The sequence below is a fragment of the Burkholderia sp. YIM B11467 genome (assembly GCF_052952715.1).
Genome location: NZ_JBQVSQ010000010.1, coordinates 132,469 through 152,816, shown reverse-complemented (window position 1 = coordinate 152,816; position 20,348 = coordinate 132,469). Strand labels below are relative to the sequence as shown.

Below are 20,348 nucleotides of genomic sequence, written 5' to 3'. Positions count from 1 at the left end.
GCGCGGCGCGCTGCCCGGTGTTGACGCCCGGGCCGCCGGGCACCCCCGAACTGTCTCTCGTCGCGCGCCCGCAACCCGGCGCCGCACCCGCCGGCACGCCCAGTGCAACCCGTTTTGTTCCGCTTTCGCACACACCGCGGGTTGCCCACGCGTGTCAAACCGGCCCGCTCAGGGAAAACACCGATCCGCCGACCACGGGCAACCCCTAGGTTGCAACCGTCTAAGTGGCTGATTATATTGACTATCCAAAGGGTGCAACCTATCTCTCAATTTGGTTGCACCTTTTTATTGCGTGCCGTAGGATTTCGCGCATCCTCTCACACCACATTGCCGGGCTCGCACCGGCGCACGAACCCACCATGGCAAGCACGACTCTCGGCGTCAAAGTCGACGATCTTCTCCGCTCGCGCCTCAAGGACGCTGCCGCGCGTCTCGAGCGCACCCCCCACTGGCTGATCAAGCAGGCGATCTTCGCGTATCTCGAGCGGATCGAGCACGGTCAGTTGCCGCCCGAGCTGTCGGGCCACAGCGGCGTCACGGAGCTCGCCGACGGCCAGGCCGCGGACGGCGACGACGACAACTCGCCGCATCCGTTCCTCGAGTTCGCGCAGAACGTGCAGCCGCAATCGGTGCTGCGCGCGGCGATCACGGCCGCATACCGCCGCCCCGAGCCGGAATGCGTGCCGTTCCTGCTCGGCCAGGCACGCTTGCCCGCGAACCTGCAGGCGGACGTGCAGGCGCTCGCGACCAGGCTCGTCGAGGCGTTGCGCGAGAAGAGCTCGGGCGGCGGCGTCGAAGGGCTGATCCACGAGTTCTCGCTGTCGAGCCAGGAAGGCGTCGCGCTGATGTGCCTCGCGGAAGCGCTGCTGCGCATTCCCGATCGCGCGACGCGCGATGCGCTGATTCGCGACAAGATCAGCAAGGGCGACTGGCGTTCGCACGTCGGCCACGCGCCGTCGCTGTTCGTCAACGCGGCGACCTGGGGGCTGATGATCACGGGCAAGCTCGTGACGACCAACAGCGAAGCGGGGCTGTCGTCGGCGCTCACGCGCCTGATCGGCCGCGGCGGCGAGCCGCTGATTCGCAAGGGCGTCGACATGGCGATGCGCCTGATGGGCGAGCAGTTCGTCACCGGCGAGACGATTTCCGAAGCGCTCGCGAACAGCCGCAAGTACGAAGCGCGCGGCTTCCGCTACTCGTACGACATGCTCGGCGAAGCGGCGACGACCGAAGAGGACGCGCAGCGTTACTACGCGTCGTACGAGCAGGCGATCCACGCGATCGGCAAGGCGGCCGGCGGCCGCGGCATCTACGAAGGCCCGGGCATCTCGATCAAGCTGTCGGCGCTGCACGCGCGCTACTCGCGCTCGCAGCAGGACCGCACGATGAGCGAGCTGCTGCCGCGCGTGCGTGCACTTGCGCTGCTGGCGCGCCGCTACGACATCGGCCTGAACATCGACGCCGAGGAAGCCGACCGCCTCGAACTGTCGCTCGACCTGCTCGAGGCACTGTGCTTCGATCCGGATCTCGCGGGCTGGAACGGCATCGGCTTCGTCGTGCAGGGCTACCAGAAGCGCTGCCCGTTCGTGATCGACTACCTGATCGATCTCGCGCGCCGCAGCCGTCACCGCCTGATGATCCGCCTCGTGAAGGGCGCGTACTGGGACAGCGAGATCAAGCGTGCGCAGGTCGACGGCCTCGAAGGTTATCCGGTCTATACGCGCAAGATCTACACGGACGTGTCGTACCTCGCGTGCGCGAAGAAGCTGCTCGCGGCGCCCGACGCGGTCTATCCGCAGTTCGCGACGCACAACGCACACACGCTGGCCGCGATCTACCAGCTCGCGGGCCAGAACTACTACCCGGGCCAGTATGAATTCCAGTGCCTGCACGGGATGGGCGAGCCGCTGTACGAGGAAGTCACGGGCCGCGACAAGCTGAACCGTCCGTGCCGCGTCTACGCGCCGGTCGGCACGCACGAGACGCTGCTCGCGTACCTGGTGCGCCGCCTGCTGGAAAACGGCGCGAACACGTCGTTCGTGAACCGCATCGCCGACAAGACCGTGCCGGTGAAGGAACTGGTCGCCGATCCGGTCGATGAAGCGGCGAAGGTCGTGCCGCTCGGCGCGCCGCACGCGAAGATCCCGCTGCCGCGCAACCTGTACGGCGACGAGCGTCCCAACTCGATGGGCCTCGACCTGTCGAACGAACATCGTCTCGCATCGCTGTCGTCCGCGCTGCTCGCGAGCGCGCATTTCCCGTGGCGCGCGGCGCCGATGCTCGCCGACGACGCGCTCGCCGACGCACCGGCCCGCGACGTGCGCAACCCGGCCGACCAGCGCGACACGGTCGGCACGGTCAGCGAAGCGACGGCCGAACACGTGAGCGCGGCACTCGCGCACGCGGTGGCTGCCGCGCCGATCTGGCAGGCGACGCCGGTCGATGCGCGCGCCGATTGCCTGGTGCGCGCGGCCGACCTGCTCGAAGCGCAGATGCACACGCTGATGGGCCTGATCGTGCGCGAAGCCGGCAAATCGCTGCCGAACGCGATCGCCGAGATCCGCGAAGCGGTCGACTTCCTGCGCTACTACGCCGCGCAGATCCGCGAGGAATTCTCGAACGACACGCATCGCCCGCTCGGCCCCGTGGTCTGCATCAGCCCGTGGAACTTCCCGCTCGCGATCTTCATGGGCCAGGTGGCCGCAGCGCTGGCAGCCGGCAACACGGTGCTCGCGAAGCCGGCCGAACAGACGCCGCTGATCGCCGCCCAGGCCGTGCGCCTGCTGCGCGAGGCCGGCGTGCCGGCCGGCGCGGTGCAACTGCTGCCGGGCGACGGCGAGACCGTCGGCGCGGCACTGGTCGCCGATCCGCGCACGCGTGCGGTGATGTTCACGGGCTCGACCGAAGTCGCGCGCCTGATCAACAAGACGCTGTCCGCGCGCCTCGATCCGGACGGCAAGCCGATTCCGCTGATCGCCGAAACGGGCGGCCAGAACGCGATGATCGTCGATTCGTCGGCGCTCGCGGAGCAGGTCGTCGCGGACGTGATGCAGTCGTCGTTCGACTCGGCCGGTCAACGGTGTTCGGCGCTGCGCGTTCTGTGTCTGCAGGACGATGTCGCGGACCGCACGCTGACGATGCTCAAGGGCGCGATGCACGAACTGGCGCTCGGCAACCCCGACCGGCTGTCGACGGACGTCGGCCCGGTGATCGACGGCGAAGCGAAGCAGACGATCGACACGCACGTCGCGACGATGAAGGACAAGGGCCACGCGGTCACGCAACTGCCGGCGCCCGAAGCCTGCACGCACGGCACGTTCGTGCCGCCGACGCTGATCGAGATCGGCAGCATCGACGAGCTGAAGCGCGAAGTGTTCGGCCCCGTGCTGCATGTGGTGCGCTACCGCCGCAGCCAGCTCGACAAGCTGCTGGAACAGATCCGCGCGACCGGCTACGGCCTGACGCTCGGCATCCACACGCGGATCGACGAGACGATCGCGCACGTGATCTCGAATGCGCACGTGGGCAACATCTACGTGAACCGCAACGTGATCGGCGCGGTGGTCGGCGTGCAGCCGTTCGGCGGCGAGGGGCTGTCGGGCACGGGCCCGAAGGCCGGCGGCGCGCTGTACCTGCAGCGTCTGCTCGCGACGCGTCCGTCGGGCCTGCCGCGCACGCTCGCGCAGGCGCTGGTGGCGGACGGCGCGGTCGAAGGCGATGCACGCGGCAACCCGGCGGCAGCGCTCACCACGCTGCGCGACTGGCTGATCGAGCAGCGCGAGCCGGTGCTGGCCGCGCGTTGCGACGGTTATCTCGCACAGGTGCCGGCCGGTGCAACCGCGGTGCTGACCGGGCCGACGGGCGAGCGAAACACGTATACACTCGGCCCGCGCGGCACGGTGCTGTGTGTCGCGGCGACGCCGGGCGGCGCACGCGCGCAGTTCGCCGCGGTGCTGGCGACCGGCAACCGCGCACTGTTCGCCGGCGCGGCGGGCGAGGCGCTCGTCGCCGCGCTGCCGGCGTCGCTGAAGACGCACGCGGTCGTGCGCAAGCAGGCCGACGCGGCATTCGACGCGGTGCTGTTCGAAGGCGACAGCGACGAACTGCAGACGCTCGTGAAGGACGTCGCGCAGCGGCCGGGCCCGATCGTGTCGGTGCAGGGCGTGTCGGTGGGCGCGTTCGAGAACGGCGACGCGGAAGACTACGCGCTCGAGCGGCTGCTGACCGAACGCTCGGTGAGCGTGAATACGGCCGCGGCGGGCGGCAATGCGAATTTGATGACGATCGGCTGATCATCCTTGCCGTTCGGATCAAACAAAGGAAGCGGCAAGGCGATCCCGAAGCCGCTCCATTTACCCTGGTACCAAGGAGATGCTATGCAACACACGATGAAAAAGCTGGCAGGCGCGACGTTTGTCGCCGTCATGTCGCTGGCGGGGACGGCCCATGCAGATGACGTGAAGATCGGTTACGCAGGGCCGATGACGGGTGCGCAGGCGCACTACGGCAAGGATATGCAGAACGGGATCGTGCTCGCGCTGGAAGATTTCAACGCGACGAACCCGAAGATCGGCGGCAAGCCGGTGAAGTTCGTGCTGAGCACGCAGGACGACCAGGCTGACCCGCGCACGGGCACGACGGTTGCGCAGAAGCTGGTCGACGACGGCATCAAGGGCATGCTCGGCCACTTCAACTCGGGCACGACGATTCCGGCTTCGCGCATCTACGCGAACGCGGGCATTCCGGAAATCGCGATGGCGACGGCGCCGGAATACACGCAGCAGGGTTACAAGACGACCTTCCGCATGATGACGTCCGACACGCAGCAGGGCTCGGTGGCGGGCACGTTCGCGTCGAAGGATCTCGGCATGAAGAAGATCGCGATCGTCGACGACCGCACGGCCTACGGCCAGGGTCTCGCCGACCAGTTCGAGAAGGCCGCGAAGGCCGGCGGCGCGACGATCGTCGACCGCGAATTCACGAACGACAAGGCTGTCGACTTCAAGGCGATCCTGACCAAGCTGAAGTCCGTGAAGCCGGACCTCGTCTACTACGGCGGCGCGGATTCGCAGGCAGCGCCGATGGTCAAGCAGATGAAGACGCTCGGCATCACGGCACCGCTGATGAGCGGCGAAATGGTGAAGACGCCGACGTTCCTGAAGATCGCGGGCAACGCATCGGAAGGCACGATCGCGTCGCTGGCCGGTCTCCCGCTCGAAGAGATGCCTGGCGGCAAGACGTACGCCGACAAGTACAAGAAGCGCTTCGGCGAAGACGTGCAGACCTACTCGCCGTACGCATACGACGGCGCGATGGCGATGCTCAACGCGATGAAGAAGGCCGATTCGACCGATCCGGCGAAGTACCTGCCGGTGCTCGCGAAGAGCGACATGGCGGGCGTCACGTCGACGCACGTCGCGTATGACGCGAAGGGCGACCTGAAGAACGGCGGCATCACGATGTACAAGGTCGAGAAGGGCGAGTGGAAGCCGCTGAAGAGCATCGGCGGCAAGTAAGCAGCCTTTGAATCGCGGGCGGCGGCGCGTGTCGCTGCCCGGTCGATCAAGTGAAAAAGCCACCGGGCCCGACGGCCCGGTGGCTTTTTTCATCTGCGCGAGCGGGCGCTAGTCGTCCTTGCGCACGCGCAGCAGGAACTTCTGCAGCTTGCCCGTCGGCGTGCGCGGCAGCGCCTGCGCGAACACGAACTCGCGCGGGATCTTGTACGCGGCGAGCCGTTCGCCGCAGAACGCGCGCAGCGCGTCCGCGTCGGGCACCGCGCCCGCACGCAGCACGACGTGCGCGACGACCGTCTCGCCCCAGTCGGGATGCGGGACGCCGACCACGGCCGCCTCGGCGATGTCCGGGTGCGCGCCGAGCACGTCCTCCACTTCCTTCGAATAGACGTTCTCGCCGCCCGTCACGATCATGTCCTTCAGCCGGTCGATGATGAACAGGTAGCCATCCTGATCGATCCGCACGATGTCGCCGGTGCGATACCAGCCGTCCGGCGCGAACGCGGCGCGCGTCGCGGCCGCGTCGTCGAGATAACCGAGCATCATGCTGTCGGCCTTCAGCCAGATTTCGCCGGTCTCGCCCGGCCGCGCGTCGATGCCGTCCATCCGCACGACGCGCAGGTCGACGCCCGGGCCGCCGTGGCGGCCGATCGAACCGGCCTTCGCGACCTGCTCGTCCGGATACAGCGTCGAGCCGGCCGGCCCCGTTTCCGTCATCCCGTACACCTGGAAGAACGCATCGCTGCGATAGGCGCGTGCGAGTCGTTCGGCTTGCGCGGCGTCGATCGGGCCGCCGCCGTACAGCCACGCGCGCACGCTCGACAGGTCGAATGCCGCGAAGCCGTCGACTGTGTCGAGTGGCAGCGTGTACGACACCGGCGCGCCGAAATACAGCGTCACGCGCTCGCGCTCGATGGCCTGCAGGAAGCGCAGCGGATGGTATTCGCGCAGCAGCACGACGGTGCCGCCCGCATACAGCGTGCCGCCGAACCAGTTGTTGAGCGGCGACGAATGCCAGATCGGCATCGCCATCAGCGTGCGCTCGTGGCGGCCGATGCCGATCGCGAGCGCCGCCGACATCGCCGCGAGCGTCACGGTGCGGTGGCTGTGCACGCAGCCTTTCGGGCGACCGGTCGTGCCGGACGTGTAGAGGATCTGCGCGATGTCGCCGTCGGCCGGATCGATGCCCGCGAGGCCGTCCATGGCGGCGCACATCGTGTCGAAGGATGGCACGCCGTCGAGCTCGCCTTCGGTCACGAGCCGTCGCGCGGGATGCACGATGCGTTCGAGCACCGGCGCGAGCGTCACGTCGAACAGGAGCACCTTGCTGCGGCTGTGTTCGAGCACGTAGTCGACTTCCGGCGCCTGCAGCTTGTGGTTGATCGGCACGAACGTCGCACCGAGCCGCCACGCGCCGAACATCAGGTCGACGAACGCCGGCGTGTTGAAGCACATCGCGGCGACGCGGTCGCCGGCCGCGATCCCGAGCGCGCTCAGCACGCCCGCCGCGCGATGCGAGCGCTCGCGCGCGGCCGCATAGGTGATCGTCGCGGATTCGCTGACCAGGAACGGCTTGTCGGGCGTCGCGCGGGCGGCGCGGTCGAGGGCGGCGACGAGGTTCATCGGGGGCTCCGGGCGGGGCGAACGAAGGCGAACGAACGGGCGTTCGTCAGGCGGGATACGCGCGCTGCAGCAACGCGGCGACGTCGATCGCGTGCGGGTCGAAGCCACCCGCGATGCGGCCCCAGTCGGGGGCGGCGAGCCGCGTCGCGACGAACGCGTCGGCGACGGCCGCCGGCGCATCGCGGCGCAGCAGGCAGGCCTGCGCGACGAGCGCGAGCCGCTGCGCGAACACGCGGCCCGATGCCTCGAGCGTGTCGGCGGGCGCGCCGAGCATCGCGCGCAGCGTGTCGAGCGCCGTGCGGATGCGCGGTTCGCCCGCGCCGAGGTCGGTGAGCTCGGCGAACAGCGCGGCGGCCGCGTCGGGCTCGCGCGATACCGCGCGCAGCACGTCGAGGCACATCACGTTGCCCGAGCCTTCCCAGATCGAGTTGACGGGCGCCTCGCGGAACAGCCGCGCGATCGGGCCGTCGTCGACGTAGCCGTTGCCGCCGAACACTTCCATCACCTCGCCGGTCAGCTCGACCGCGCGCTTGCAGACCCAGAATTTCGCGGCGGGCGTGACGATCCGCTTCCATGCGCGTTCGCGCGGCGAGTCGTCGCGCTCGAACGCGTCGGCCAGGCGCATCGCGAGCACGAGCGCGGCTTCGCTTTCGAGCGCGAGGTCGGCGAGCACGGTGCGCATCAGCGGCTGCTCGGCGAGCGCGCGGCCGAACGCGTGACGTTGGCGCGTGTACGCGATCGCCTGCACGACGCCCTGGCGCAGCATCGCCGCGCTGCCGAGCACGCAGTTCAGCCGCGTGTAGGTCGCCATCTCGATGATGGTCGGAATGCCGCGGCCTTCGTCGCCGAGCATGATCCCCCACGCGTCGTTCAGCTCGATCTCGCTGCTCGAGTTGCTGCGGTTGCCGACCTTGTTCTTCAGCCGCTGGATCTCGACCGCGTTCTTCGTGCCGTCCGGCCGCCAGCGCGGCACGTAGAAGCACGACGGGCTGCCGCCTTCGGTGTGCGCGACGACGAGGTGCGCGTCGCACATCGGCGCGGAGAAGAACCACTTGTGGCCGCGCAGCCGGTATTCGCCGCCGCGCCCGCCCGCGCCGACGGCGGTCGCGAGCGTCGTGTTCGCGCGCACGTCGGAGCCGCCCTGTTTCTCGGTCATCCCCATGCCGAACCAGATCGCGCGCTTGTCGGCGACCGGCACGTCGCGCGGATCGTAGTCGTCGCTGTAGAGCTTGTCGCGCAGCAGGTTCCACAGCGCGGGCTCCTTCTGCAGCACGGGGATCGCGGCCTGCGTCATCGTCGCCGGGCACAGCGTGCCGGCCTCGATCTGGCCATGCAGGTAGAAGCCGGCGGCGGTCGCGGCCCAGCGGCCGCGGCGCGACTCGCGGAACGCGAGCGACACGAAGCCTTCGTGGCGGTACTGGCCGAGCAGCGTGTGCCACGCCGGGTGGAAGTCGACGCGGTCGATGCGCCGGCCGCGCCGGTCGAACGTGTGCAGTTCCGGCGTGTGCTGGTTCGCTTCGTCGGCGAGCCGCGCGGTGTCGGCGCTGCCGAGCCGCGCGCCGTACGCGTCGAGTTGCGGCATGGCCCAGTCGGCGCCCGCGCGGGCGAGTGCGTCGCGCAGCGCGACGTCCGTCGCGAAGAGGTTATAGTCGGTCAGTTCGTCGAACTGGTTCGTGACGGCGTGAGTCGATTCGGTCATCGAGATGGTCTCCGGTCTCATGCTTCGCGGGCGGCCGGCGTCATGCAACACGGGTGGCGCTGCGGCGCTGGTTCCGGCTCCCGGTAAAACGCATTCCCTGCTGATTTCAGAGTAGCAAATATGCCGCCGCGACATGTTCAGGTTCCGGCGCCGCCCGGCCAGCCGGCGGCGCAACCCGCGCCCGCGTTGCGCCGCCGGCCGCGCCAGTCGCGCGCGCAGGCGAGTTCCGACGCGTTGCAGCAGGCATTCGTTCAGCTTTTGCTCGAACGCGGCTACGCGAAGGCGACGATCCGCGAGATCGCGGCCGTCGCGGGCGTGAGCGTCGGCACCTTCTACGAGTATTTCGGCGACAAGCAGAGCCTCGCGGCGCTCTGCATCCACCGGTACGTGCTGGCGATGGCCGACCGGCTGCGCGATCTGGCGCAGCGGTTGCGCGGCGCGCCGCGGGCCGAACTCGCCGCGGCGCTGGTCGACCTGCAGGTCGACGCGATCGGCGCAGACGCGGCGCTGTGGAGCGCGCTGTTCGCGCTGGAGCGGCAGGTGTCGCCGCTCGCCGCCTACCGCCGGCACTACGACGCGTATGTCGCGCTGTGGCGCGACGCGCTCGCGCACGCGGCCGATCCGCCGCCGGCGGCACGGCTGGACGGGCTCGCGCGGATGGCGCACACGGTCTGCTACGGCGGCCTCTCGCAGGCGTTGCTGACGCTCGGGCCCGCGCTCGACATGGCCGCGTTGCGCGGCGAACTGCGGGCCGTGCTGCTTGCGTATCTGGCGGCGGCGGGCCGGTAGCATGCCCTAGGGCCCGTGATTAGCGTGAACAGGCCCTAAGGGTAATGCCTGATTCGCATGTGAGGCCGGCAGGTCGGCCTTGCCGATGCGTGCTTCACACCGGGCGCCATGAGAAAAATGCATGGCCGCCATGACGAACTTTCGATTGTCCGCCGATATTGACTGGGGCTAAATCATGCGGCAGATGCAGGGCCGCGCGCTGCGCGCGGGCCAGCCCGAAGGACATCAGAAGGAGGAGTCATGCGAAGCGCCACCGCGCCCCGTTCGAAACTGCCCGACGTCGGGACGACGATCTTCACGGTGATCGGCCAGCTGGCCGCTCAGCACGATGCGTTGAACCTGTCGCAGGGCGCGCCGAATTTCGCGCCCGATCCGGCGCTCGTCGAAGGCGTCGCCCGTGCGATGCGCGACGGCCACAACCAGTACGCGCCGATGGCCGGGCTCGCGTCGCTGCGCGAGCGGCTCGCCGAGAAGACCGAAGCGCTGTACGGCGCGCGCTACGACCCGGCGACCGAGATCACGGTGATCGCGAGCGCGAGCGAAGGGCTCTACGCGGCGATCAGCGCGCTCGTGCATCCGGGCGACGAGGTGATCTATTTCGAGCCGTCGTTCGACAGCTACGCGCCGATCGTGCGCCTGCAGGGCGCGACGCCTGTCGCGATCAAGCTGTCGCCCGAGCATTTCCGCGTGAACTGGGACGAGGTGGCCGCGGCGATCACGCTGCGCACGCGGATGATCATCGTGAACACGCCGCACAACCCGACCGCGACCGTGTTCTCGGCCGACGATCTCGCGCGGCTCGCGCAGCTCACGCGCGACACCGGCATCGTGATCCTGTCCGACGAAGTTTACGAGCACGTCGTGTTCGACGGCGCGCTGCACCAGAGCGTCGCGCGCCACCGCGAGCTGGCCGAGCGCAGCGTGATCGTGTCGTCGTTCGGCAAGTCGTTCCACGTGACGGGCTGGCGGGTCGGCCATTGCCTCGCGCCGGCCGAGCTGATGGACGAGATCCGCAAGGTGCACCAGTTCATGGTGTTCGCGGCCGACACGCCGATGCAGGTCGCGTTCGCGGAGATTCTCGCGCGGCCGGACAGCTATCTCGGCCTGTCGGCGTTCTACCAGGCCAAGCGCGACCTGCTCGCGCGCGAGCTGGCCGATTCGCGTTTCGAGCTGCTGCCGAGCGAAGGCTCGTTCTTCATGCTCGCACGCTTCCGGCACTTCTCGGACGAGAGCGACAGCGATTTCGTGCTGCGCCTGATCCGCGACGCGCGCGTCGCGACGATTCCGCTGTCGGCGTTCTATACCGACGGCACCGATGCCGGCGTGATCCGGCTCAGTTTTTCGAAGGACGACGCGACGCTGGTCGAAGGCGCGCGGCGGCTGCGTTCGCTGTAGTACGAAAACCGGCGACGGGGACGTCGCATCGACCAGTCACAGGAGATCACGATGAAGCACACGGCAACCCTGAAACTCGCATTCGCACTCGCGTGCGCAATCGGCTCCGGCGCGGCACTCGCCGATGCGCAGACGCTGCGCTTCGGCCTCGAAGCGCAATATCCGCCGTTCGAATCGAAAGCGCCGAACGGCGACCTGCAGGGCTTCGACATCGACGTCGGCAATGCCGTCTGTCAAACGGCGAAGCTGTCGTGCAAATGGGTCGAGACGTCGTTCGACGGCCTGATCCCGGCGCTGAAGGGCCGCAAGTTCGACGCGATCAATTCGGCGATGAACGCGACCGAGCAGCGGCGCCAGGCGATCGACTTCACGACGATCATCTATCGCGTGCCGACCCAGCTGATCGCGCGCACCGGCAGCGGCCTGCTGCCGACCCCCGAATCGCTGAAGGGCAAGCGCGTCGGCGTGCTGCAGGCGTCGATCCAGGAAACCTACGCGAAGGCGCACTGGGAGCCGGCCGGCGTCGCGATCGTCCCGTACCAGGACCAGAACCAGGCGTACACGGACCTCGTGTCGGGCCGCCTCGATGCGACGCTCGTGCTCGCGCCGTCCGGCCAGCGCGGCTTCCTGTCGCGCCCGGACGGCAAGGGTTTCTCGTTCGTCGGCCAGCCCGTGCACGACGACCGGATCCTCGGCAGCGGCATCGCATTCGGGCTGCGCAAGGGCGACGACGCGCTGAAGGCGAAGCTCGATGCGGCGATCGACAAGCTGAAGGCGGACGGCACGGTGAAGTCGCTCGGGCTGAAGTATTTCGGCGATATCGACATCTCGACGAAGTAACCGGGGACGCGCGATGCAGAACCGGGAAACGGCCGCCGCGGGTAGCGCACAGGGCGGCGCGCCGCTGTCGGGCGAGGCGCTCGAAGCCGTGCTCGTCGCCGAACTGGGCGACGCGCTCGTCACGCGCTCGGCCGACATCGATCCCCGCTACTTCACGGCGTACAACGAGCCGGCCGGCGTCCGGCCGCGCGCGCTGGTGCGCCCGCGCAGCGTCGACGACGTGTCGCGCACGCTCGCGCTGTGCGCGCGGCTCGGCCAGCCGGTGGTGCCGCAAGGCGGGCTGACGGGGCTCGCGCGCGGCGCGGTCGCGCTCGGCGGCGAGATCGTGCTGTCGATGGAGCGCTTCGCGGGCATCGACGCGCTCGACGCGGCGGCCGGCACGATGACCGTGCGCGCCGGGACGCCGCTGCAGACGGTGCAGGAGGCCGCGGAAGCGGCGGGCTTCACGTTCGGCGTGGATCTCGGCGCGCGCGGCTCGTGCCAGATCGGCGGCATGCTCGCGACCAATGCGGGCGGCACGCGCGCGATCCGCTACGGGATGATGCGCGAGCAGGTGCTCGGGCTCGAGGCCGTGCTCGCGGACGGCACGGTCGTGTCGTCGATGAACCGGATGCTGAAGAACAACGCGGGCTACGACCTGAAGCAGCTGTTCATCGGCAGCGAAGGGACGCTTGGCGTCGTCACGCGCGCCGTGCTGCGGCTGCAGCCGTTGCTCGCCGCGCCGGCCACGGCGCTCTGCCGCGTGCGCGACTACGACGCGGTGGCCGGATTGTGGAACCGCATGCGTACGCTGCCCGAAGTCGTCAGTTTCGAGGCGATGTGGCCGTCGTTCTACGACTACGTTGCGCATCACACGCCGGGCGTGGCCGCGCCGTTCGCGGGCGACGGCGGTTTCGCGGTGCTGATCGAATGCGCGACGAGCGCGCCGGGCGGCGATGCGCACCATGCGCTGGAAACCGGGCTCGCAGCCGGGATCGACGCAGGGCTCGTGGAAGACGCGGTGCTCGCGACGTCGGAGCGGCAGGCGCGCGACCTGTGGACGCTGCGCGAAGGTCTCGCGATCGATGCGCTACCCCATCTCGTCAACTTCGACGTGAGCCTGCCGACGGGCGAACTCGGTGTGTTCGCCGAGCGCTGCGAGGTGGCGCTGCGGGCGCGCTGGCCGGACGTCACGAGCCTGTTCTTCGGCCATGTCGGCGACGGCAACGTGCATATCGGCGTGTCGCTGGCCGGCATGACCGACACGGACGCCGACGCGCTCGATCACTGCGTGTACGCGGTGGTGCGGGACATGGGCGGCTCGGTGTCGGCCGAGCACGGCATCGGCGTGCTCAAGCGGCCTTATCTCGCGCACACGCGCAGCGACGCGGAAATCGGGCTGATGCGGCGCCTGAAGGCCGCGCTCGATCCGCACGGCATCCTGAATCCCGGCAAGGTACTTTGACAGGGTCTGATCCCGTTGCAGGCGGGAATCGGCCTTCGTTCCTTGTCAGCCGTCCACCCAGCGCAGTGCGCCGATCTTCAGGTGTTCGACGACGCTGCGCGCCCAGTCGAGCTCCGCGTTGAGCAGCACGAGCGCATGTTCGTTCTGCAGCAGGAACAGGCGCGGCACCTGGTCGGCCTGCGCGGCGTTGCGCAGCGTTTCGAGGCGCTCGCGCTCGGCGTCGAGCCGGGTAATGCGAAGCTCGAGCTGGTGCCGTGCATCGTCGGCGTCGAGCAGCGGCAGGAACGCGAGGCCGGCGCCGAAGGCGGGAAACTCGCGTGCGGGCTCGGCGAGCAGCGCATGCAGCCAGGTCTGCCCGGCCGCGTGCCCGGCCTCGGTCAGCGCATAGAGCGTGCGCTCCGGAAATGCACCGTCACGCTCGGTGTCGTGCACGGCGATCAGCCCGTCGCGCAGCAGTCGGTCGATCGTCTGGTAGAGGCTCGTGCGCTGCCGCACGTTGACGACTTCGTCGTATCCGCGGGCCTTCAGTTGCTGCAGCATCCCGTACGGATGCATCGGCGTTTCGGTGAGCGTCGCGAGGACGGCCAGCGCGAGCGGGGATGGACGGCTCGTTGACATGAATAGTTATGATATATCTAGTAAGAATATAACTATTCTCAATCAGACTATCTTATTTTACAAGGGTTTCAGCCGAGGTGCGAACGCTTCGCGGCCGGCGCGACGGTTTCCATCGTCGCGAGACCGTGCACGATTCCGCAATCCTCGACCGAATGCTCGCCGACACACTGACGGCGCAATTCGGTGAGCTGGTCGCGCAGATGCGTGAGTTCCGCGAGGCGCGCGTCGACGTGTCCGATGTGGTCGTCGAGCAGCGAATTGATCGAATCGCAGCGGTCGGCCGGCACGTCGGTGAGCTGCAGCAGCGCGCGGATCTCGTCGTGCGCCATGTCGAGCGCGCGGCAGTTGCGGATGAAGCGCAGCCGTTCGACGTGCAGGTCGGTGTAGTTGCGATAGTTCGAGTCGGTGCGCTCCGCATCCGGCATCAGACCCTCTTTCTCGTAGAAGCGGATCGTTTCGGGTGTGCAGCGGGCCGCTTTGGCCAGTTCGCCAATCTTCATGCCTTTCTCCCGTGTAAGGGTTGACCTTGTAGTGGCTTCAGGGTGTTAACTCTACACCGTCAAGCCACAAAGGAGGTTGTCATGACCGACGCCCAGCGTACCCACGACCCACGACACCGTCATGCCGACGGCGCCGATACGTGCTGCGCCGACTCGCGCGACACGCAGACGGCGACCGTTGCCGACGCGGCGCCGGCGGCCGGCGAGCGCGCGCATGCCCACGACCATGATCATGGCCATGGCTGCAAGGGGCACGATCACGACCATGCAGCCGACGACGCGCATGAGCACGGCGCAGCGTGCTCGCACGGCCATGCCGCGCACGATGATGCGGGTCACGACCACGATCATGCGCACGGCGATGCGCATGTCCATGGCGCCGCGTGCTCGCACGACCACGCCAAGCACGACCATGCCGGTCACGACCACGACCACGACCACGACCACGACCACGACCACGCGGCCGGCGACTGCTGCGCGCCTGCCGCGCTGACGCTCGCGCCGCTGCCGGTCGCGCAGGCGACCGCGTCGGGCCACGTGCGCTCCGCGTTCCGGATCATGCAGATGGACTGCCCGACCGAGGAAACGCTGATCCGCAAGAAGCTCGGCGGGATGAACGAAGTATCGGCGCTCGAATTCAACCTGATGCAGCGGATGCTGACCGTCGAGCACGTGCCCGGCGCGCAGCCGGCGATCGAAAGCGCGATCCGCACGCTCGGGATGACGCCCGAGGCCGCGTCGCCCGGCGCACCGGCGGCACGCGTCGCCGACGCGCCCAAGCCGTGGTGGCCGCTGGCGCTGGCGGGCGTCGCCGCGATCGCGTCCGAGGGCGCGACCTGGGCCGGGCTGCCCGTGTGGCTGGCGGCGGCGCTCGCGCTCGTCGCGGTGCTCGCGTGCGGGCTCACCACGTACAAGAAGGGCTGGATCGCGATTCGCAACGGCAACCTGAACATCAACGCGCTGATGAGCATCGCGGTGACGGGCGCGATGGCGATCGGCCAGTGGCCCGAGGCCGCGATGGTGATGGTGCTGTTCACGATCGCCGAACTGATCGAGGCGAAGTCGCTCGACCGCGCGCGCAATGCGATCCAGGGCCTGATGCAGCTCGCGCCGGACACCGCGACCGTGCAGGAAGCCGACGGTACGTGGCGCACGATCGAGGCCGCGCAGGTCGCGCTCGGCGCGGTCGTGCGCGTGAAGCCGGGCGAGCGCATCGGGCTGGACGGCGAGGTCGTCGCGGGCCGCTCGACGGTCAACCAGGCGCCGATTACCGGCGAGAGCCTGCCCGTCGAGAAAACGGCCGGCGATGCGGTGTACGCGGGCACGATCAACGAATCGGGTTCGTTCGAATACCGCGTGACGGCCGTCGCGGCCAACTCGACGCTCGCGCGGATCATCCACGCGGTCGAGGAGGCACAGGGCGCGAAGGCGCCGACGCAGCGCTTCGTCGATCAGTTCGCGCGCGTCTACACGCCGATCGTGTTCGCGGTCGCGCTGCTGGTCGCGGTGGTGCCGCCGCTCGTCGCGGGCGGCGGGTGGCAGGACTGGATCTACCGCGCGCTGGTGCTGCTCGTGATCGCGTGCCCGTGCGCACTGGTGATCTCGACGCCCGTGACGATCGTGTCGGGCCTCGCGGCCGCGGCGCGGCGCGGGATTCTCGTGAAGGGCGGCGTGTATCTGGAAGAAGGGCGCAAGCTCGCGTGGCTCGCGCTCGACAAGACCGGCACGATCACGCACGGCAAGCCGGTGCAGACCGACTTCGACGTGCATGCGTCGGACGCCGATGCCGCGCAGGTCCGGCACCTCGGCGCGAGCCTCGCGGCGCGCTCGGATCACCCGGTGTCGCAGGCAATTGCAGCCGCGGCGCGCGATGCCGGAACGGCGGCGTTCGCCGATGTGCAGGACTTCGAAGCGCTGGTCGGGCGCGGCGTGCGCGGCACGATCGACGGCGCGCGCTACTGGCTCGGCAACCACCGGCTCGTCGAGGAGCTCGAGCGCTGCTCGCCGGCCCTCGAAGCGAAGCTCGATGCGCTCGAGCGGCAGGGCAAGAGCGTCGTGGTGCTGGTCGACGACGCACGCGTGCTCGGCATCTTCGCGGTGGCCGACACGATCAAGGACACGAGCCGTGAGGCGATCGCCGATCTGCATGCGCTCGGCATCCGTACCGCGATGCTGACGGGCGACAACCCGCATACCGCGCAGGCGATCGCGCAGCAGGCCGGCATCGACGACGCGCGCGGCAACCAGTTGCCGGAAGACAAGCTCGCGGCGGTCGAGGAGCTGTCGGCCGGCGGCGCGGGTGCGGTCGGGATGGTCGGCGACGGGATCAACGATGCACCGGCGCTCGCGCGCGCCGACATCGGTTTCGCGATGGGCGCGATGGGCACCGACACGGCGATCGAGACGGCCGACGTCGCGCTGATGGACGACGACCTGCGCAAGATTCCCGCGTTCGTGCGGCTGTCGCGCGCGACGCATCGCGTCCTGGTGCAGAACATCGGCTTCGCGCTCGGCGTGAAGATCGTGTTCCTCGGCCTGACGGTCGCGGGGCTCGGCACGATGTGGATGGCGGTCTTCGCCGACGCGGGCGCGAGCCTGATCGTCGTGGCCAACGGCTTGCGGCTGCTGTCGTCCTCCGGGGCGTTCGGCGACGCGCGGGCCAAGCGTTGAGGAGCGGGTGATGAGCTTTCTGAAACGGATCCTGGGCGGCCACGGCGGTGGCCATGGCGGCGGGCAGGGCAGCAGCGGCCACGGTGGCGGGCATCACGGCGGGCAGCGCCGGGAAGGACATGGCGGCCACGAAGCGCGCGGCCGCGATCGCCACGGCTGGGGCTGGCAGGCGCCGGCCGACGGACAGGGTGGCCAGGGCGGCAACGTGCCGTTGAGCCAGCTCGCCTGCGCGGGCTGCGGCGCACTCAACGCGGCGGATGCGCGCTTCTGCACGCAGTGCGGTGCGGCGCAACGCGGCAAGGCGTGCAGCCGCTGCCACGCGGCGCTGGCTACCGACGCGCGTTTCTGTCCGGGGTGCGGCACGCAGGCCGCCTGAGTGTGCCGACGATTCGCGCCGGCCGCGCATGAATGCCGGCCGGCGCGATTCGTTTCAGGGCCGGCGCACCAGCCCTTCGATCAGCGCAGCGGCAGGTGGATCTCGGTGCGCAGGTCGGCCGGCGCGGCATCCATCGGCGTATTGAGGTACAGCTCGAACGGCGGCGCGTCGGCGGCTTCGCGGCCCGAGTGGCGCAGCCAGTCGCCGTAGAGCCACTGGTAGGCGGTCTTCAGGTCCGCATACGGGCCCGTGTGCAGCAGCACCGCGTATTCGCCGCCCGACACCGTCACGCGTTCGACGGGCGGCACGGGCTCGACGTCCGGCGCACCGTCGGCCGGTGTGAAGCAGGCCTTCGCGCGCAGTTGCGCTTCCGGTGTCGTATCCGGATCGTCGTAGAAAATGCCGATCATCTTCGCGCCCGGGCCGATCAGCCCGTGTTGCCCGACCCACGCGCCGATCCGGCCGAACGCGTCGCCGACCTTCATGTACGCGCCGGTGTGCGCCACCGCGTAGCCGCGCAGTTCCGGCAGGCGCCGGATCTCGACTTCGTGCTTGAACATGTCTTCCTCTCCTCTCTGTAGCGGATAAATCGGCCGGTGGGCCCCCGTGCGCCGGTGCTGGGCGGGCGGCACGCCGTAGGCGTCGCGAAACGCGCGTGCGAACGCATGCGTCGAACCGTAGCCCGCGCGCCGCGCGATTTCGTCGATCGGCCGGTCGGTGCAGACGAGATCCTCGGACGCGCGAACGATCCGCATGCGCCGCACCGTCAGCACGATCGACTCGCCGTACAGCGCGCGATAGACGCGCTGCCAGTGATACGGCGACAGGCACGCGACTTCGGCGAGCCGGTTCAGGTCGAGCGAGCCGTCGAGGTGCGTGCGGATGTAGTCGTGGACGCGCGCCACGCTGGCCGCATAGCGGATCCACGCGGGCGTCTCGGTTTTCGTTTCGACGGTCATCGGCGTGTCCGGGCAGGAACCGACGTCACGGTAGCACGGCCCGAATGGACAAATCTTGCGGAAATGCGTAGCGGCCGGCTAATCCGCCCCTTTTTATTTCATCGAAATGGGGTCTTGCCCCCCCGTGATCAACAACTAAAGTTAAAGACGGTGAAATCGGGTGAAGGCGTCATTTTTCTCGGGTACTTTGCTCAAGCGGCAACGCACGTGTTTCGAAGTACGCAGGTAGTTCGTCGATGTTCAATCGCAACGCCACGTTTTTCGGGAGAACAAGAAATGGATGCTTCCAGCTTCATCACGTCGCTGCAGGCCACGCTAGGCGGATATCTGCCAAAGATCGCCGGCGCGATCGGCATCCTGGTGATCGGCTGGCTGATCGCGGTGGTCGTGCGGGCCGGCGCGCTGCGCCTGCTCAGCGCGCTGAAGGTCGATCAGCGGATCAACGAAAGCACCGGCCAGGGCGCGTATGTCGAGCGGATCATCGCCGGCGGCCTGTTCTGGCTCGTACTGCTCGTCACCGCGGTGGGCATCTTCAACGTGCTCAACCTGTACGCGGTCTCCAATCCGTTCTCGCTGCTCGTCACGCATATCGTCAACTACCTGCCGAACCTGATCGGCGGCGCGGCGCTGACGCTGATCGCGTGGCTCATCGCGTCGCTGCTGCGCAGCCTCGCGAACCGCGCGCTGAAGGCGAGCAAGATCGACGACAAGCTGTCCGAAGGCGCGGGCATGCAGCCGATGAGCGGCTATCTCGGCGACGTGCTGTTCTGGCTCGTGATCCTGATGTTCCTGCCGGCGATCCTCGCGTCGTTCGCGCTGTCGGGGCTGCTGTCGCCCGTGCAGGGGATGGTCGACAAGCTGCTCGCGATCGTGCCGAACCTGTTCGCGGCCGCGGTGATCGGCTTCGTCGGCTGGGTCGTCGCGCGCGTGCTGCGCGGCCTCGTGACGAACCTGCTCGTCGCGGCAGGCGCCGACCGCCTCACGCAGCGTCTCGACAGCCCGACGCCCGTGCGCGTATCGAGCCTGATCGGCACGATCGTCTACGTGTTCGTGTTCGTGCCGACGCTGATCTCCGCGCTCGACGCGCTGAAGATCGACGCGATCTCGGGTCCCGCGACCAACATGCTGAACCAGTTCCTCGGCGCGGTGCCGGACATCGTCGCGGCGATCGTGATCGTGCTCGTCACGTTCTACTTCGCACGCTTCGTCGCGTCGCTCGCGCAGAAGCTGCTGGAAGCCGCCGGTGCCGACGGGCTGCCGGCCGTGCTCGGCGTCGAGCGCGTGTTCTCGGGGATCCTGCAGCCGTCGGTGCTGGTGGCGCGGCTGATCGTGTTCTTCGCGATGCTGTTCGCGTCGGTCGAAGCCGCGAACCGGCTCGGTTTCTCGCAGGTGCGCGACGTCGTCACGCTGTTCATCGAGTTCGGCGGCCACGTGCTGATGGGCGGCTTGATCCTCGTGATCGGCGTGTGGCTCGCGGGCCTCGCGCGCCGCGTGATCGAGCAGGCCGACCGTGAGCACAGCGTACTGTTCGCGCGCATCGCGCAATTCGCGATCCTCGGCCTCGTGTTCGCGATGGGGCTGCGCGCGATGGGCATCGCCAACGAGATCGTCCAGCTCGCGTTCGGCCTCGTGCTCGGCGCGATCGCGGTGGCCGTCGCGCTGTCGTTCGGCCTCGGCGGCCGCGAAGCGGCCGGCAAGCTGCTCGACCGCTGGTTCAACCAGCGCGGCGGCGGCCAGTAAGTGCCGGTGGTCCGGCCGCGTCGTGCGGCCGGACGGCCATGGCGACGATCGCGGCCGGCGTTGCCGTCAGCGAAACGTAACCCGCGATCTTTGCCGAATTTCGATAACACGTCGTTTAATGACTCTCTAGCATCGATTCTCAGTCGCGCACGCCGACAGGCCCGGCGCCTTTGAGGAGAAAG

General features: G+C 68.8%; 14 protein-coding genes. 9 read left to right on the top strand and 5 right to left on the bottom strand.

The features are described from left to right. Nucleotides 1-359: 359 nt before the first annotated feature. Both putA and ACTRWB_RS29455 read left to right on the top strand, forming a co-directional pair. Nucleotides 360-4,292 (top strand): trifunctional transcriptional regulator/proline dehydrogenase/L-glutamate gamma-semialdehyde dehydrogenase, encoded by a 3,933-nt coding sequence (putA, locus tag ACTRWB_RS29460; RefSeq protein ID WP_412022719.1) that lies wholly within the window; start codon nucleotides 360-362, stop codon nucleotides 4,290-4,292. Between the two features lie 84 nt (nucleotides 4,293-4,376). Beyond that, on the top strand, nucleotides 4,377-5,516 hold the full coding sequence (locus tag ACTRWB_RS29455) for a branched-chain amino acid ABC transporter substrate-binding protein (RefSeq protein ID WP_048247892.1): 1,140 nt from the start codon (nucleotides 4,377-4,379) through the stop codon (nucleotides 5,514-5,516). A gap of 108 nt (nucleotides 5,517-5,624) precedes the next feature. Here ACTRWB_RS29455 and ACTRWB_RS29450 read toward each other — a convergent pair whose 3' ends face one another. Together ACTRWB_RS29450 and ACTRWB_RS29445 are read right to left on the bottom strand one after the other, a co-directional pair. After that, nucleotides 5,625-7,136 (bottom strand): class I adenylate-forming enzyme family protein, encoded by a 1,512-nt coding sequence (locus tag ACTRWB_RS29450; RefSeq protein WP_446903914.1) that lies wholly within the window; start codon nucleotides 7,134-7,136, stop codon nucleotides 5,625-5,627. A 46-nt stretch (nucleotides 7,137-7,182) separates the two neighbouring features. Continuing rightward, nucleotides 7,183-8,835 (bottom strand): acyl-CoA dehydrogenase family protein, encoded by a 1,653-nt coding sequence (locus ACTRWB_RS29445; RefSeq protein ID WP_446903913.1) that lies wholly within the window; start codon nucleotides 8,833-8,835, stop codon nucleotides 7,183-7,185. Nucleotides 8,836-8,955: 120 nt separating this feature from the next. Here ACTRWB_RS29445 and ACTRWB_RS29440 point away from each other — a divergent pair, with 120 nt between their 5' ends. The 4 genes from ACTRWB_RS29440 to ACTRWB_RS29425 all read left to right on the top strand — a co-directional run bounded on the left by ACTRWB_RS29440 (nucleotide 8,956) and on the right by ACTRWB_RS29425 (nucleotide 13,303). Continuing rightward, nucleotides 8,956-9,624: a TetR/AcrR family transcriptional regulator gene (locus ACTRWB_RS29440; protein ID WP_446903912.1), complete on the top strand. Its 669-nt coding sequence runs from the start codon at nucleotides 8,956-8,958 to the stop codon at nucleotides 9,622-9,624. 240 nt (nucleotides 9,625-9,864) lie between these two features. Further along, nucleotides 9,865-11,019: a methionine aminotransferase gene (locus tag ACTRWB_RS29435; protein WP_446903911.1), complete on the top strand. Its 1,155-nt coding sequence runs from the start codon at nucleotides 9,865-9,867 to the stop codon at nucleotides 11,017-11,019. A gap of 51 nt (nucleotides 11,020-11,070) precedes the next feature. Then, entirely contained in the window at nucleotides 11,071-11,859 is a 789-nt protein-coding gene (locus tag ACTRWB_RS29430) for an ABC transporter substrate-binding protein (protein ID WP_129513382.1), read from the top strand. A gap of 13 nt (nucleotides 11,860-11,872) precedes the next feature. Then, entirely contained in the window at nucleotides 11,873-13,303 is a 1,431-nt protein-coding gene (locus tag ACTRWB_RS29425; RefSeq protein WP_446903910.1) for an FAD-binding oxidoreductase, read from the top strand. Nucleotides 13,304-13,348: 45 nt separating this feature from the next. Here ACTRWB_RS29425 and ACTRWB_RS29420 read toward each other — a convergent pair whose 3' ends face one another. Together ACTRWB_RS29420 and cadR are read right to left on the bottom strand one after the other, a co-directional pair. Continuing rightward, nucleotides 13,349-13,921, bottom strand: coding sequence for a PadR family transcriptional regulator (locus ACTRWB_RS29420; protein WP_446903909.1), 573 nt, complete (start codon nucleotides 13,919-13,921; stop codon nucleotides 13,349-13,351). A 68-nt stretch (nucleotides 13,922-13,989) separates the two neighbouring features. Then, on the bottom strand, nucleotides 13,990-14,421 hold the full coding sequence (gene cadR / locus ACTRWB_RS29415; RefSeq protein WP_048247878.1) for a Cd(II)/Pb(II)-responsive transcriptional regulator: 432 nt from the start codon (nucleotides 14,419-14,421) through the stop codon (nucleotides 13,990-13,992). 81 nt (nucleotides 14,422-14,502) lie between these two features. Here cadR and ACTRWB_RS29410 point away from each other — a divergent pair, with 81 nt between their 5' ends. Both ACTRWB_RS29410 and ACTRWB_RS29405 read left to right on the top strand, forming a co-directional pair. Then, a complete protein-coding gene (locus tag ACTRWB_RS29410) occupies nucleotides 14,503-17,091 on the top strand; it encodes a heavy metal translocating P-type ATPase (protein ID WP_446903908.1) in 2,589 nt (862 codons plus the stop codon). Between the two features lie 10 nt (nucleotides 17,092-17,101). Further along, nucleotides 17,102-17,467, top strand: a complete 366-nt coding sequence (locus tag ACTRWB_RS29405) for a zinc ribbon domain-containing protein (RefSeq protein ID WP_193097405.1) — start codon at nucleotides 17,102-17,104, stop codon at nucleotides 17,465-17,467. 80 nt (nucleotides 17,468-17,547) lie between these two features. Here ACTRWB_RS29405 and ACTRWB_RS29400 read toward each other — a convergent pair whose 3' ends face one another. After that, entirely contained in the window at nucleotides 17,548-18,426 is an 879-nt protein-coding gene (locus ACTRWB_RS29400) for an AraC family transcriptional regulator (RefSeq protein WP_343494371.1), read from the bottom strand. 276 nt (nucleotides 18,427-18,702) lie between these two features. Between ACTRWB_RS29400 and ACTRWB_RS29395 the strand changes: the two genes are divergently transcribed. Then, the gene (locus tag ACTRWB_RS29395) at nucleotides 18,703-20,166 is read left to right on the top strand and encodes a mechanosensitive ion channel (RefSeq protein WP_129513389.1); all 1,464 of its coding nucleotides are present in this window, start codon (nucleotides 18,703-18,705) and stop codon (nucleotides 20,164-20,166) included. Nucleotides 20,167-20,348 lie beyond the last annotated feature (182 nt).

Coding starts and splice junctions, on each gene's coding strand:
- putA (WP_412022719.1), top strand. CDS start 360: ATGGCAAGCACGACTCTCGGCGTCAAAGTCGACGATCTTCTCCGCTCG.
- ACTRWB_RS29455 (WP_048247892.1), top strand. CDS start 4,377: ATGCAACACACGATGAAAAAGCTGGCAGGCGCGACGTTTGTCGCCGTC.
- ACTRWB_RS29450 (WP_446903914.1), bottom strand. CDS start 7,136: ATGAACCTCGTCGCCGCCCTCGACCGCGCCGCCCGCGCGACGCCCGAC.
- ACTRWB_RS29445 (WP_446903913.1), bottom strand. CDS start 8,835: ATGACCGAATCGACTCACGCCGTCACGAACCAGTTCGACGAACTGACC.
- ACTRWB_RS29440 (WP_446903912.1), top strand. CDS start 8,956: ATGCCGCCGCGACATGTTCAGGTTCCGGCGCCGCCCGGCCAGCCGGCG.
- ACTRWB_RS29435 (WP_446903911.1), top strand. CDS start 9,865: ATGCGAAGCGCCACCGCGCCCCGTTCGAAACTGCCCGACGTCGGGACG.
- ACTRWB_RS29430 (WP_129513382.1), top strand. CDS start 11,071: ATGAAGCACACGGCAACCCTGAAACTCGCATTCGCACTCGCGTGCGCA.
- ACTRWB_RS29425 (WP_446903910.1), top strand. CDS start 11,873: ATGCAGAACCGGGAAACGGCCGCCGCGGGTAGCGCACAGGGCGGCGCG.
- ACTRWB_RS29420 (WP_446903909.1), bottom strand. CDS start 13,921: ATGTCAACGAGCCGTCCATCCCCGCTCGCGCTGGCCGTCCTCGCGACG.
- cadR (WP_048247878.1), bottom strand. CDS start 14,421: ATGAAGATTGGCGAACTGGCCAAAGCGGCCCGCTGCACACCCGAAACG.
- ACTRWB_RS29410 (WP_446903908.1), top strand. CDS start 14,503: ATGACCGACGCCCAGCGTACCCACGACCCACGACACCGTCATGCCGAC.
- ACTRWB_RS29405 (WP_193097405.1), top strand. CDS start 17,102: ATGAGCTTTCTGAAACGGATCCTGGGCGGCCACGGCGGTGGCCATGGC.
- ACTRWB_RS29400 (WP_343494371.1), bottom strand. CDS start 18,426: ATGACCGTCGAAACGAAAACCGAGACGCCCGCGTGGATCCGCTATGCG.
- ACTRWB_RS29395 (WP_129513389.1), top strand. CDS start 18,703: ATGGATGCTTCCAGCTTCATCACGTCGCTGCAGGCCACGCTAGGCGGA.